The sequence below is a fragment of the Acetobacter musti genome, from assembly GCF_011516835.1.
GTDB lineage: Bacteria > Pseudomonadota > Alphaproteobacteria > Acetobacterales > Acetobacteraceae > Acetobacter > Acetobacter musti.
The window spans coordinates 1-12,551 of record NZ_WOTB01000003.1; the positions used below are offsets into that span (position 1 = coordinate 1).

13 protein-coding genes are annotated in these 12,551 nt (G+C 62.2%); 7 read left to right on the forward strand and 6 right to left on the reverse strand.

Features of this window, described 5'->3' with window-relative positions:
* Positions 1–320: 320 nt before the first annotated feature.
* Complete coding sequence (locus GOB93_RS02815; protein WP_173582023.1) at positions 321–1,004, forward strand: DUF2268 domain-containing putative Zn-dependent protease; 684 nt, start codon at positions 321–323, stop codon at positions 1,002–1,004.
* A gap of 144 nt (positions 1,005–1,148) precedes the next feature.
* Here the strand turns inward: GOB93_RS02815 and mscL are convergent, their stop codons facing one another.
* Positions 1,149–1,613 (reverse strand): large conductance mechanosensitive channel protein MscL, encoded by a 465-nt coding sequence (gene mscL / locus GOB93_RS02820; protein ID WP_173582024.1) that lies wholly within the window; start codon positions 1,611–1,613, stop codon positions 1,149–1,151.
* A 335-nt stretch (positions 1,614–1,948) separates the two neighbouring features.
* Here mscL and rpmE point away from each other — a divergent pair, with 335 nt between their 5' ends.
* Complete coding sequence (rpmE, locus tag GOB93_RS02825) at positions 1,949–2,179, forward strand: 50S ribosomal protein L31 (protein ID WP_173582025.1); 231 nt, start codon at positions 1,949–1,951, stop codon at positions 2,177–2,179.
* A 250-nt stretch (positions 2,180–2,429) separates the two neighbouring features.
* Positions 2,430–3,005 carry a DUF1013 domain-containing protein gene (locus GOB93_RS02830; protein ID WP_173582026.1) on the forward strand — a complete coding sequence of 192 codons (576 nt, stop codon included), beginning with the start codon at positions 2,430–2,432 and terminating at the stop codon, positions 3,003–3,005.
* A gap of 75 nt (positions 3,006–3,080) precedes the next feature.
* On the opposite strand, the gene GOB93_RS02835 is transcribed toward GOB93_RS02830, so the two are convergent.
* Positions 3,081–3,251: a YdcH family protein gene (locus GOB93_RS02835; protein ID WP_173575589.1), complete on the reverse strand. Its 171-nt coding sequence runs from the start codon at positions 3,249–3,251 to the stop codon at positions 3,081–3,083.
* A gap of 378 nt (positions 3,252–3,629) precedes the next feature.
* Between GOB93_RS02835 and GOB93_RS02840 the strand changes: the two genes are divergently transcribed.
* From GOB93_RS02840 to GOB93_RS02850, 3 genes are read left to right on the forward strand one after another with little or no spacing between them, the layout of a single operon-like run.
* Positions 3,630–3,830, forward strand: coding sequence for a YdcH family protein (locus GOB93_RS02840; RefSeq protein WP_173575588.1), 201 nt, complete (start codon positions 3,630–3,632; stop codon positions 3,828–3,830).
* Positions 3,831–3,862: 32 nt separating this feature from the next.
* The gene (gene purE / locus GOB93_RS02845; protein WP_173582027.1) at positions 3,863–4,414 is read left to right on the forward strand and encodes a 5-(carboxyamino)imidazole ribonucleotide mutase; all 552 of its coding nucleotides are present in this window, start codon (positions 3,863–3,865) and stop codon (positions 4,412–4,414) included.
* Positions 4,398–5,558 carry a 5-(carboxyamino)imidazole ribonucleotide synthase gene (locus GOB93_RS02850; RefSeq protein ID WP_173582028.1) on the forward strand — a complete coding sequence of 387 codons (1,161 nt, stop codon included), beginning with the start codon at positions 4,398–4,400 and terminating at the stop codon, positions 5,556–5,558. The genes purE and GOB93_RS02850 overlap by 17 nt, the downstream gene beginning before the upstream one ends.
* Positions 5,559–5,967: 409 nt before the next feature.
* Here the strand turns inward: GOB93_RS02850 and GOB93_RS02855 are convergent, their stop codons facing one another.
* The 3 genes from GOB93_RS02855 to GOB93_RS02865 form a co-directional block, all read right to left on the reverse strand.
* A complete protein-coding gene (locus GOB93_RS02855; protein ID WP_173582029.1) occupies positions 5,968–6,474 on the reverse strand; it encodes a peptide deformylase in 507 nt (168 codons plus the stop codon).
* 172 nt (positions 6,475–6,646) lie between these two features.
* A complete protein-coding gene (locus tag GOB93_RS02860; protein ID WP_173582030.1) occupies positions 6,647–8,317 on the reverse strand; it encodes an NAD(P)/FAD-dependent oxidoreductase in 1,671 nt (556 codons plus the stop codon).
* 144 nt (positions 8,318–8,461) lie between these two features.
* A complete protein-coding gene (locus GOB93_RS02865) occupies positions 8,462–9,625 on the reverse strand; it encodes an acyltransferase family protein (RefSeq protein WP_173582031.1) in 1,164 nt (387 codons plus the stop codon).
* 152 nt (positions 9,626–9,777) lie between these two features.
* On the opposite strand from GOB93_RS02865, the gene GOB93_RS02870 reads away from it, so the two are divergent.
* Positions 9,778–11,673 (forward strand): tetratricopeptide repeat protein, encoded by a 1,896-nt coding sequence (locus GOB93_RS02870; protein WP_173582032.1) that lies wholly within the window; start codon positions 9,778–9,780, stop codon positions 11,671–11,673.
* 94 nt (positions 11,674–11,767) lie between these two features.
* On the opposite strand, the gene GOB93_RS02875 is transcribed toward GOB93_RS02870, so the two are convergent.
* Positions 11,768–12,496 carry a GNAT family N-acetyltransferase gene (locus GOB93_RS02875; protein ID WP_338422280.1) on the reverse strand — a complete coding sequence of 243 codons (729 nt, stop codon included), beginning with the start codon at positions 12,494–12,496 and terminating at the stop codon, positions 11,768–11,770.
* Positions 12,497–12,551 lie beyond the last annotated feature (55 nt).

Consider the following 12,551-nt stretch of genomic DNA (forward strand, 5'->3'; position numbering starts at 1 on the left):
GAAACATCCCGCCAGCAGAAGCTGAGGCACGCTTTTATGCACAACAGAAATCACATGCATTAGCCGCTTAAATCAGATAAAAAACGTCTCCACAAAACCCGGGGCAATTCAAAGGTTATGAATCGCGAAACGGCTGTCTGATTGGTTATTTCCTCCGCGAGAGACTGATTTATCAGGTTCATTACCGGGTAATGGCAGGGCTTACGCTCCGTGAAGTGATTTGCCGGTAATGGAAAAAGACGCCATCACGGTTCAGGTCATTCCGTACTTTTATTATCCTGGACTGACGTCCGGAAAGCACGGCTGAGGATCTGTTGCCGATGATATCAGATCGCGGTGATGCTGATCGCTGGCATCTTCACTGGCTGACAGCTGGCGGAACGCCGAATCTGCCGGTTCGCGAGGCTGTCATGGCCGGGCGGGATGAAGCCTTTCTGGCTCTGGCCGGTCTGCGTCGGCCTCCGGCTCTCGATATTCTTGTGAACTGCTCGCGCGCCGTTATCCCTGAGACCGGATGCGGTGGCCGGGCTCTGCGTCCTGACCTTTTTGAACTGCGGCTTGATCCGAAGAATGCTGCTCTGGGCGGCAATCTTGCCACGGGGGTGATCCGCCGGACTATTCTGCATGAAGTGCATCACTGCATGCGGATGGCCGGACCGGGTTACGGACTGACTCTCGGGGAAGCTCTGGTCAGCGAGGGGCTGGCGGGGCGTTTCGTGCAGCATCTTCTGCGCACTCCGCCTGAACCGTGGGAGTGCGCGGTCGGGGAAGAAGTTTTGCCGGATTTTATGCCGTCTGATGAGCAGCTGTGGACGCGGCCGTACGATCACGCCGGATGGTTTTTTGGGGCTGGCGGGCGGTATCCGCGCTGGCTCGGATACAGTCTCGGGTTCTGGCTGGCCGGATGCTGGGTTCGGAGCGTCAGACCTGAAGGCGAAGCGTGGACCGGGGTTTCGGCGCGGGAGGTCATTGAAACCGGGCGCCGTGTTCCGGACGAGAGCTGATCCGGCTCGTTCTGTTGCCGGTGTGTCTTGTGATTTTCATGTATTCCGGGCGCTAGCAAATTCCGCGGCTTTGTTTTTCGGAATACGGATAAAAAAAGGAGGCCGGAGCCCCCCTTTTTCAGATCGCTGCGAGGACTGAGCGTTTCAGCCGTGCGTCTGCTGTTTTGCGAGCAGGTCGCGGATGTCTTCGAGAAGGATTTCGCTTTTTGGCGGCGGAGGCGGCGCGGCGGGAGCCTCGTCTTTCGTGGTGTGCATCTTGCTCAGCAGGCGGACGACCCAGAAGATGACCAGCGCCACGATCAGGAACTGGATGACGGCGTTCAGGAAGACGCCGTAATTGATGGTAACGGCACCTGCTTTCTGAGCGTCTGCGAGGGTCGGCTCGACGGGGCCTTTCAGGGTGACGAAGAGATTGCTGAAGTCAATGCCGCCGATGAGGAGCCCGAGGAACGGATTGAAAACGTCTTTCACCAGGCTGTTTACGATGGCCGTGAAAGCCGCGCCGATGATGACACCGACGGCCATGTCGACGACGTTGCCGCGCATGATAAAGGTTTTGAAGTCGGCAACCCATCCCGGGGTGTGCACTTTCAGCTTAGTCTCGGCCATCTGGACCCTCAGAAGTTTTGTGTTCCGGGTCGTTATCCGGCTTTTCCGGTCGTTTTACAACAATAATGTTAAACGAACTGTAACATATTGCTGACATATTTCGGGTCTGACCGTTAATCTGGCGATATACAGAGTCAGTAATGCCTTAATGTTTCCTGCTGTAGATACGGATATTGCAGTTGTCATGTTCCGCATGGATGGAAACGCGGCGGAAAGTGCCGGATGCGGCGAATTTCCTCTCTGTCCGGGCATTGCAACGCGCGGATGATATCCCTATAGCATGCGGCAGCATGTCCCGGTCGGCATCGGGACTCTCCCCATCGAAAGATTCTGACATGAAGCCCAATATTCATCCCGATTATCACGAGATCAACGTCATTATGACCGACGGGACGGAGTTCAAAACCCGTTCCTGCGCCGGCGCGCCCGGTCATACGATGCGTCTGGACATCGACCCGAAGTCGCATCCTGCCTGGACCGGTGTCCAGCGTATGCTTGATACGGGTGGCCAGGTTGCGAAGTTCAACAAGCGTTTCGCCGGTATCGGCAAGCGCAAGCAGGACTGATCCCGCGGTCCTTCGTGGTGATTATTCAGCGGCCCTGCTTCCGGGAAGTCTCCCGGAAGCAGGGTTTTTTTATACCTGCCGGTCAGGCTCATTCAGATGATTCCGGCTTGACCCCGACGCATGTCGCGGCCATTACCGTTTCCCAAGAGCGCGCCGGCAGGCACGCAGGGACCGGAGCCCCGCTCCTGCCCGAAGACCGGAACCGGTGCCTGCGTGAGCGCCGAACGACACGCAGCAACAGGACCGATCGATGACGACGCTTCCCTTAATGCCAAAAGCGACGGCCGTCTGGCTGATCGAGAAGACCGCTCTGACATTTCAGCAGGTGGCTGAGTTCTGCGGGATGCACCCGCTTGAAGTGCAGGCCATCGCGGATGGTGAAGTCGCGCAGGGCATTGTGGGTTATGACCCGGTTGCCAATCATCAGGTGACGCAGGCGGAAATCGACCGCTGCGAGAAGGACCCGAACGCGCGGCTCAAAATCCTGAGCGCCAGCAATCCGGTGAAGCGGCGCGCCAAAGGTGCGCGTTACACGCCTGTGGCCCGCCGCAATGACCGTCCGGACGGGATTGCTTTTCTGCTCCGGAATTATCCTCAGCTTCAGGATCAGCAGGTTGCCAAGCTGCTTGGCACGACCAAGGACACGATTGCCAAGGTTCGTGACAAACAGCACTGGAACAGCCCGAACATCAAACCGCGTGATCCGGTTACGCTGGGGCTTTGCAGCCAGACCGACCTGAATGCGGCTGTGACGGCGAGCAATGAGCGTCTGGCGCGCGAGGGTCGCGAGGCCCCTGCCCCGCTTGAGATCGGCGACGACGAGTAAGACGGTGAGACCGCTTTCGCGGCCTGCCTCTGCGGGTGGCCGCGAAAGCGGATTGTGACGTCAGTTGGCGGGATATCAGATAGCGGAGCGAAGCCTGTCCATTTCCTCTTTCACGCGCAGTTTCTGCAGCTTGAGCGACATCAGCACGCGCTGATCGGGCATCGGGCGATGGCCTTCGTCATGGATTTTGGCGTCGAGTGTTGAGTGGCGGCGGTGAAGACTTTCGATCCGTGACTGTTTGCTCATGGTCACTCTCCCTGTTCTGGTGATGATGACGAACTGACGCTAACGCGTTTCCCTTCGGTTTTGTCATGAAAATTTGCTCATATTCGGGGGACAGGAGTGACGTTTTCGAGGGGCGCGGACGTGTGGTGGTCTGGAAGTGTTGTGTGAGGAACGCACAGGTCCCCGCGATCATCAGTGATGAGGAATGGTGGGCAAAAGGGGCGGCAGGAACGGGGTTCCGGAACGGCGACCCTTGCATGGAGACATCAGAACGGGGGTACTGGCGCGAAAGCGGAACGTGTCATAACGTAGCGGATACGTCGTGGGCGTGAACGACGGGCGCCTGAGGCGGGAGGACACGGACCTTGACAGAAATCGCCTTGCGAAGCCGGAGGTGGGATGCTGCGTGACCGGGACAGTATGCTGCGCAAGTTACATGAGTTGCGGAGTGAACACCGGGACCTGGATACGGTCATTGACCGCCTGGCCCTCGAACCGATGGACCAGCTCCATCTCCAGAGACTGAAAAAGCGAAAACTCCTGCTGAAAGACGAGATTTCCTGGATCGAGAGTCGTCTTATCCCGGACAATATAGCCTGACCGGGTTCCGGACCCGGTGAAACTGCTGAGCGATGAATGATACTGAAAACGTGCCGGTGACGGAGCGGGAACACGAGGCGGATATCGCCACGGGAGACAGCGGTCAGCCGCGTGTCGGCGTGATTATGGGCAGTCAGTCCGACTGGGAGACCATGCGTCATGCCACGGATACGCTGGACGCGCTGGCGATTGCGTATGAGGCGAGGATTGTTTCGGCTCACCGGACGCCGGACCGGCTTGCGGATTATGCGAAGACGGCTGCCGAGCGTGGTCTGTCGGTGATCATTGCCGGCGCGGGTGGCGCTGCGCATCTGCCGGGCATGTGTGCGGCCTGGACGCGGCTTCCGGTGCTCGGGGTTCCGGTCGAATCAAAGGCACTCAAAGGCATGGACAGCCTGCTTTCGATCGTTCAGATGCCCGGGGGCATTCCGGTCGGAACGCTGGCCATAGGCAAAGCCGGCGCGATCAACGCGGCTCTTCTTTCGGCCTCCATTCTGGCACTGGGAGATTCCGATCTGGCCGCGCGTCTGGATACGTGGCGCGCTTTGCAGACGGCGTCCGTGCGTGATGAACCCGAAGAATAGTCCCGGCGTGGCGCTGCCGCCGAATTCCGTTATCGGCATCGTCGGAGGCGGGCAGCTTGGACGTATGTCGGCCATGGCGGCGGCCCGTCTCGGGTTTCGTTCGCATGTGCTGGCGCATACGGAGGACGATCCCGGCGTGCAGGTGTCGCACCGGGCGACCATCGGGGCGTATGACGACCCGGATGTCCTGACGCGTTTTGCCGAAGCGGTGGATGTTGTCACGTTCGAGTTCGAGAATGTGTCCGCTGACGGGCTGGGGCTTCTCTCCGGTATCCGTCCGGTGCATCCGTCGGGAGCCATTCTGCGGATCAGTCAGGACCGGGAGCAGGAAAAGACTTTTCTCGGCTCGATCGGGGCTGAGGTCGCGCCGTGGCGGCTGGTGACGGATCATGACAGCCTGAGAGCGGCGGCGGATGCGCTGGGTTATCCGTTCATTCTGAAGACGACGCGGCTCGGCTATGACGGCAAGGGGCAGCGTCGGGTGACGGATGAGGCGGGGCTGGAGGCGGCCTTCGAGGCGCTGGCGCCGAAGCCTCTGGTGGCGGAAGGTCTGGTTGATTTCGGAATGGAAATCAGTGTCATGGTGGCGCGTGGCGTTGACGGAACAGTGCGCTGCTTTGATGTGACGGAGAACCGCCACAAAGATGGCATTCTGGATCTGAGCTTCGCTCCGGCGCGGATCGAGGCGCCTCTGGCTGAGAAGGCCCGCGATCTGACGCGGCGGATCGCCGAAGGTCTGGATCTGACCGGTATCCTTGGTGTCGAGATGTTTGTCGGGCGCAACGGGGAGGTTCTGGTCAACGAAATTGCGCCGCGGCCGCATAATTCGGGTCACTGGACGATGGATGCATGTCCTGTGGATCAGTTTGAGATGCATGTGCGCGCGGTGACGGGACTGCCTTTGCCGGAGCCGGTGCGGCATTCGGACGCGGTGATGAAGAATCTCGTGGGACCGGATGACATGGCGCTGTGGCCGGAGATTGTTGCGGCGCAGGGACTGATTCCGCATCTTTACGGGAAGCGGATGGCGCGGCGCGGGCGGAAGATAGGGCATGTGAACGTGCTGTTTCCGCGCGGCGGCCTTCCCGGAGAGTTCGGCGTACAGGCGGCTCTGGGGCCTCTGGCGGGGGATGCGGAGGATTAGCCCGGATCGGGGATCTGCGGGGTCTGGTCTGGTGATGCCGTAAATCTGCCTTGTCGGACCTGTTTCCTGCCCCGGCCTACTTTGCCGGGGAATACCGTTTTCGGAATTACTGAAGAACGATCTTTATCGCGTCCTGTGAGAATGGCAGGTCCGGTGTCGCCGTCTGTCGGCTGGCGCTGACTGAGCAATGTGACTACCCGGTGGAACTGCCTTGCGGCGTTTCGGGTTCCGGCCGGTATGTTCGCCTCTTCCATGGCTCTTGTCCCATCAGCCACATCATGAGGAGACCGTTATGTTTCCGGTGCGTCAGGATAATTCTTATGGCTGGTCCGCAGGAGATGTATCTGAGTCCGATTTTATCGTTTGTGAGGAAGGAAAAATCTGATTTGTGAAATCCGGATCGCCTCTTTTATTCTTTCCGGAAGCGTTTCTGTTTTTCGTATTGTGTCACGAGGCGATTGCGGCGCAGGGGTGAGAGTTTCTGAATCCAGAAGATTCCATTGAGCTGATCGATTTCATGCTGGTGGCAGACGGCGCGCAGGCCTTCGGCTTCTTCCGTTTGCTCCTGCCCGGCGAGATCCTGATAGCGCAGGCGGATCTTTGCCGATCGCTCAACCATGCCGGCGACGCCTTGCATGGAGATGCTTCCTTCTTCATGCCGGATTTTTTCCGACGACATGTGGATGATTTCGGGATTGACGTAAGTCTGAGGCCCGGAGGCGTCCGGGAGGTCGAGCACGACGATACGTTGCAGGACACCGATATGGGGGCCGGTGATTCCGATGCCGGGAGCGGCGCGCAGGGTGTCGAGCAGATCGGCTGCGAGGGTGCGGAGCTGGTCGTCGAAGAGGGTGACTGGGGTTGCGGTCTGACGCAGGCGCTGGTCGGGGAAGGCGATAATGGGGCGCACCGTCACATCGGGTCTCCGGCCTGGAAGGAATCAGATTACAGACTGGGGTGCGGGAGCCGCAATGCGCGGCATGCTTCCGCGTGAGGCTCCTGGCCGGGTCGGACAAAGTCCGGGTCTGTCTGATCCAGACCTGTCTGCCGGATAAAGGGAAATGCCACGGGCGACAGCATGATGTCCCCTACCCTGCCTGTTCGAGGCCGGAGCTGCCGCGGACGAGGCCGGTGGCTTTTTGTCCGGCCATAGCGAGGGCGACGGCTTCGGCGATACGGATGCCGTCGATGGCGGCGGAAAGGATGCCTCCGGCGTATCCGGCGCCTTCGCCGGCCGGGTAGAGGCCGGGGGTGTTGGGGCTGGCGCCGTCGGGTTCGCGGGCGATGCGGAGGGGCGATGAGGTTCGGGTTTCGACGCCGGTGAGGACGGCATCTTCGAGGGCGAAAGCGGAGAGCTTTGAGGCGAAGGCTGGCAGGGCTTCGCGGATGGCATCGGAGACGTAATCCGGCAGACAGGTTGTCAGGTCGGTAGGGGTGACGCCGGGGCGATAGGAGGGGGTGACATCGCCGAGATGGGTTGAGGGGCGTCGGGCGAGGAAGTCGCCGACGCGCTGGGCCGGGGCGCGGTAATCGCCGCCGCCGGCGAGGAAGGCCTGTTTTTCCCAGTGGCGCTGGAAAGCGATGCCGCCGAGGGGGGTGTCGGGGTAGTCCTCGCCGGGACGGAGTTCGACGACGATGCCGGCATTGGCGTTGCGTTCGGCGCGGGAATACTGGCTCATACCGTTGGTGACGACCTGGCCGGTTTCCGATGTAGCGGCGACGACGGTGCCGCCGGGGCACATACAGAAGGAGTAGACTCCGCGTCCGTTTGAGGCGTGGTGGACGAGTTTGTAATCGGCGGCGCCGAGGATTTCCGTGCCGGCCTGGGGGCCGAAGCGGTCTGCGTCGATCAGGGATTGCGGGTGTTCGATGCGGACGCCGATGGAGAAGGGTTTGGGCTGCATGGCCACCCCCTGCTCGTGCAGGGAGGCGAAGGTATCGCGGGCGCTGTGGCCGACGGCGAGGATGACGTGGCAGGCGGGGATGGTCTCGCCGGTGGAGAGGCGGAGGCCGTGGATGTGGCGGTTTTCGTCGAGGAGGAGTTCGTCGACGCGGGCGCTGAAGCGGTATTCGCCGCCGGCGGCTTCGATTTCGTTTCGGATGTGTTCGACCATTGAGACGAGGCGGAAGGTGCCGATATGGGGTTTGGAGACATAGAGAATTTCTTCCGGGGCGCCTGCCCGGACGAATTCTTCCAGCACCTTGCGGCCGAGATGGCGGGGATCGCTGACGTGGCTGTAGAGTTTTCCGTCTGAGAAGGTCCCTGCCCCGCCCTCACCGAACTGGACGTTGCTTTCGGGGGTGAGGACGGATTTTCGCCAGAGGGCGAAGGTGTCGGCAGTGCGTTCGCGAACGACTTTGCCGCGTTCGAGGATCAGGGGTCTGAGGCCTGCCTGGGCGAGGATCAGGGCGGCCATGAAGCCGCAGGGGCCGGCGCCGATGACGACGGGGCGGAGGAAGCCGGGGGCGCTGGCGAGTGCGGGGCCGTTTATGTCGGGGAAGTGGTAGGCCGTGTCCGGGGTCGGGCGGATGCGCTGGTCGTTGGCGCAGCGGGCGAGGAGGGCGGGTTCGTCGGTGACGGTGCAGTCGACGCTGTAGACCAGGGCGATGCGGCCGCGTTTGCGGGCGTCGTAGCCACGGCGGGCGATCCTGAAGTCGCGCAGTTCACCGGGGGTGATGCCGAGGCGGGCGATGATGGCCTCACGCAGGGCTTCCGGGGCATGATCCAGCGGGAGCCGGAGTTCGGTCAGTCGGATCATGATGGTGTTCCCTGAAAGTGTCGCGCGGGCGGCGCTGCATATCACGCCCGGGCGGTTGTCGCGACCCGGCGTGGTCTGGGTGTTGCCGGGTAGTTCTGGTCTGGCGTCGGATGCTCAGATGGCTGAGGGTCGGGCGCCTCGTGGTCAGGCGATAGCGGGGCGGGCTGTGCGTGTCTGTTGCAGCAGCCATAGGTCGGCGGGGCGTGAGAGTGACAGTTCGACGGCGCGGCCCAGACACCAGGAGAGGGCCAGCACGGGCGGGAACCAGAGCCAGCCCAGAGCCATGTTGCCGCCTGTGCGATGGAACAGCGCGACTGCGGGAAAGACGATGAACATGTGTGAGAGATAGATTTCGTAGCTCATGCGGCCGAACGACCGGAGCCAGCCGGTGCCGCGCGTCACGACGGTTGCGCCCCATCCCTGGCGGAACGCGACGAGGAGCGCGGCGACGGAGACTGTCAGGAGAAGGTCCGTGTTATCGCCCAGTATTCCGTAAAGATCGTGATAATCGAGCAGACATGCCGCGAGCGCGATGGTTCCGGAAAGGCCGGAGAGGGTACGAATTCTGCGGCTTTGTTCAGAGCCGGGTTTTGCGCGGCTGAATTTTCCGGCGATCAGTGCGGCGCATATGCCGGTCGCGATGGCTGACATGCCGGGCAGATACGCCTTGTCCTGCCAGATTTCGGAAGCATTTGTCAGAGCGCGGAGGCTCAGGGGCATGGAAAGAGCCAGTGCTGTGCATGCCATGATCAGTAAACGGGGAAACCGGGCGCTGAGAAGGCAGGCGAAGGGGAAAATGAGATAGAACAGCTCTTCGATCGAGAGTGACCAGAGGATATCCCATCCGCCGGGGAGCCATGAGGTCCGCCCTTCGTACCGGTTCAGAGTCATAGTCAGGGCGGAGAAGATGGCACCCCCGAGCGACTGGTCCGGGCGGGTGATCGTGTAATCGGGAACCTGGAGCAGATCGAGAAAACTCAGGATCACGATCAGAACGAGAAGGCATGGTATGATCCGTGCCGCGCGTCTGACCATAAAGGCTCCGGGCGGAACGGATGCCAGGCTGCCCCAGCGGCGGATTGTTGTTTCTGTAATCAGGAAGCCTGAGATGACGAAGAACATGATGACCGCGTTATGGCCGTTCCAGTTCAGCGCGCGCAGGAGCTGAGCGGGGAGAATGCCGGCGAGGGTGGTTTTTCTCAGTGGAATCCGCAGGGCGACGTGATGGATGACGACGAGCACGATGGAGAGACCACGGAGCAGATCGATTCCTGCGTTGCGGTTCGTGGTCGCTGATTCGTTCCGCATCTGGGCTCCGTCTTTGTATTTTGTTTCCCATGTGGAGTGAAATTCTGACCTGAGTGTGGCTGTCGGTCCCTGGCGGTGCCGGACCGGTGTGAGATTTTGCAGTTGCGCCGTTCAGTCCTTATGACCGGAGGCGTCCTGAGGGAGAGACGGCCATGGCACGCCCGGGTGAGAAAGCGAGACAGGCGTTGAGGGCACGCATTTCAGAGGCGCTCCGGCATCTGGACGGGGGCGACGCCCGGCGGGCTTTCAGCGAGCTGACTGTGCTGCGGGCGGAGGCGCCGGATGATCCGCTGCTGCTGCATGCGCTGGCGCGGGCGGCTTACGGGCTGGGGCGTTTCGATCTGGCGGCTGGGTTCGCGGGACAGGCGGTGCGGCATGATCCGCGACCGGCGTTTCATATCACGCTGGGTCTGGCGCTTCTGGCTCTGGGGCATGTCGAACCGGCGCGGGCGGCGCTGCATGTGGCGGTTCTCGGAGCGCCTGATCTGCCGGAGGCGCGTCTGGCTTATGCTGAGGGACTTGAGGCGGCAGGACAGTTTGCGGAGGCGGAAACGGAGCTTCGGGAGGTAGTGCGATTGCGGCCTCTGGAGGCGGGGATGCGGCTTGTGCTGGCCCGGTTTCTGGCGCGGCGCGGGCGGCCTGACGAGGCGCTTCGGGTTCTTGGCGACGCGCGGCGTCTCGCGGCGGAAGACGATGTCGCGATCCGTCAGGAACAGGTGTCTCTGCTTGCGCTCACCGGTGCGATGGATGAGGCGGTTCGGGTTTCAGCTGAGATCTGCGCCGTTCTGCCGGACGATCCGGCGGCGGCAGCGAATCATGGTGCGGTGCTGTTCAGCGCCGGGCGTCCGGAAGAGGCCAGGGCCGTGCTCGGACGTGCTGTTTCTCTGGCGGCTCCGACGGCGGAGACGCTGACCAATCTGGCGCTGGCGGATATGGCGCTTGGTGATTTGCTGTCTGCTGACCAGGCTTTTTCCGAAGCGGCGCGTCTGCGTCCGGACGATACGCGGATTGCGCTGAATCGCGGAACGTTGCTGAACGAGCTTGGTCAGCGCCGGTCCGCCGAAATGCTGTTCGACCGGGTGATCGCGGCGGTGCCTGGCACGATGGATGCGGCGCGCGCGCGGTTTAATCGCGGAACGACTGAACTCGCGGAGGGGCGGTTCAGGGAGGGCTGGCGCGATTTCGAGGCGCGGCGGTCTCTGCTGGCTTCGTTGCCGCGTGCGGATCTGCCGGACTGGAATGGGCGGGAACTGGCGGGGCGCATTCTGCTCTGCGGGGAGCAGGGGCTGGGCGATTTTATCCAGTTTCTGCGTTATGTGCCGCTGGCGCTTGAGCGTGCGCCGGTCTGTCTTGTTGTGCCGGAGGTGTTGCTGCGGCTTGTGACGGAATCGCAAAGTCTCCCGGTGTGGAAAGAGTATTTCCGGTCCGGGCGACTGGTGGTGACACAGAATGTCCCGGTGGAGGGCGTTGTCGCGAAGGCGTCCCTGCTCAGTCTGCCCTGGCTGCTCGGTCAGGGCGCGCCGCCACCTTTTGCGCCGTATCTTCAGTCCCGGAGCGGGGCTGTGGCGGACCGGCTGCATCCGGGGCTGCGGGTCGGGCTTTGTCATGCCGGCAGTGCGGCTTACCGGTTCGACCGGCGGCGGTCGGTTCCGCTGGCGGATCTGGCGCCGCTGCTGGCCGTGCCGTCGGTTCGGTGGGTTTCGCTTCAGCCGGGGGAGACGCCTGAGGGTTTTGAGGCGCTGCCTGCTGGGGATATGGCGACGACCGCGACTGTCATGGCCGGGCTGGATCTCATCGTGACGGTTGATACTGCGATGGCGCATCTCGGGGGGGCGACCGGACGGCCGGTCTGGCTGCTGAACCGCTATGGCGGGGACTGGCGGTGGGCTGAGGGCAACCGGGCTGACGGCCCGGACGGCGCGCCGCGGAGCCTGTGGTATCCGTCGGTCCGGATATTCGATCAGGTGTCACCGGATCTGCCAGTGGTGGCGTGGCGGGAGCCGGTCGGAGCGGTGGCCGGGGCGCTGCGAACTCTGGTTTCGGGCTGAGAGGCTGAGGCGCCGTTTATGTGAAGTGATGGTTCGGATGTGAGTCCAGGAAACGTATGGCGGGTCTCGCCGGTGGGGTTTTCGATACAGGCTTTTAAGGATCGCGGCGGATGACGCTGGCGGTGATGGACTGGAACGGGGTGAAACCGAGGGTTCTGTAGAGAGCGATGGCGCCATGATTGGTGGCGTAACAGTGCAGAAACGGTGTCTCGCCTCTTGCGAGGATAGCGGACGCGACTTCCCGCATCAGGAAGCCGGCATAACCGCGACCGCGAAAGTCGGGATGGGTGCAGACACCACTGACTTCGCAGAATTCGCCGGGTTTTGTGCGTTCGCCGGCCATGGCGACGAGGCGCCCTTCTTCACGGATGCCGATAAAGCCGCCGAGCCGCCATGTTCCGTGGCGGAACGGGCCGGGCGCGGTGAGCGTGGCGAGGGCCAGCATGTCTTCGGCGTCGGCTTCACCGAGTGGCACGGCGTGGAATGTATTTGCGCCGGCCGTAATCGAGCAGGCGGTCATCTGCACACATTCGGTTTCGCGCAGCAGCGTCATGCCTGGCGGAACCGGTGGCGGGGTTTTTTCGAGAAACCATAGTTCCTCGCCCTCCCCTGCCAGATTGCGCAGGGCGGCCATGTCTGAGCCGGAAATATCTGATCCGGACGGGCCGGCGGCGGCGAGAGGACTGACTTCCGTGCGGAAGCGCAGCGATCCTTTGAGGTGACCTGCGGCATGGGAGACGAAGTCTGACGCGAAGTCTGACTGGCGGCCTGTCAGGGCGGACCAGACCGGGCGGTTCAGCGGATGGGAGTCGGGAGCGTGCACTGGTGGGAGCGGGTCCGTTTCTGTGACTGTTTCTGTAATTGTCGGCTGATTCTGT

Excerpts from the sequence above, each read along its gene's own strand:
- GOB93_RS02835 (WP_173575589.1), bottom strand. The coding sequence starts at position 3,251 with ATGAGCAAACAGTCACGGATCGAAAGTCTTCACCGCCGCCACTCAACA.
- GOB93_RS02870 (WP_173582032.1), top strand. The coding sequence starts at position 9,778 with ATGGCACGCCCGGGTGAGAAAGCGAGACAGGCGTTGAGGGCACGCATT.
- mscL (WP_173582024.1), bottom strand. The coding sequence starts at position 1,613 with ATGGCCGAGACTAAGCTGAAAGTGCACACCCCGGGATGGGTTGCCGAC.
- purE (WP_173582027.1), top strand. The coding sequence starts at position 3,863 with ATGAATGATACTGAAAACGTGCCGGTGACGGAGCGGGAACACGAGGCG.
- GOB93_RS02830 (WP_173582026.1), top strand. The coding sequence starts at position 2,430 with ATGACGACGCTTCCCTTAATGCCAAAAGCGACGGCCGTCTGGCTGATC.
- GOB93_RS02840 (WP_173575588.1), top strand. The coding sequence starts at position 3,630 with ATGCTGCGTGACCGGGACAGTATGCTGCGCAAGTTACATGAGTTGCGG.
- GOB93_RS02815 (WP_173582023.1), top strand. The coding sequence starts at position 321 with ATGATATCAGATCGCGGTGATGCTGATCGCTGGCATCTTCACTGGCTG.
- GOB93_RS02860 (WP_173582030.1), bottom strand. The coding sequence starts at position 8,317 with ATGATCCGACTGACCGAACTCCGGCTCCCGCTGGATCATGCCCCGGAA.
- GOB93_RS02865 (WP_173582031.1), bottom strand. The coding sequence starts at position 9,625 with ATGCGGAACGAATCAGCGACCACGAACCGCAACGCAGGAATCGATCTG.
- GOB93_RS02850 (WP_173582028.1), top strand. The coding sequence starts at position 4,398 with ATGAACCCGAAGAATAGTCCCGGCGTGGCGCTGCCGCCGAATTCCGTT.
- rpmE (WP_173582025.1), top strand. The coding sequence starts at position 1,949 with ATGAAGCCCAATATTCATCCCGATTATCACGAGATCAACGTCATTATG.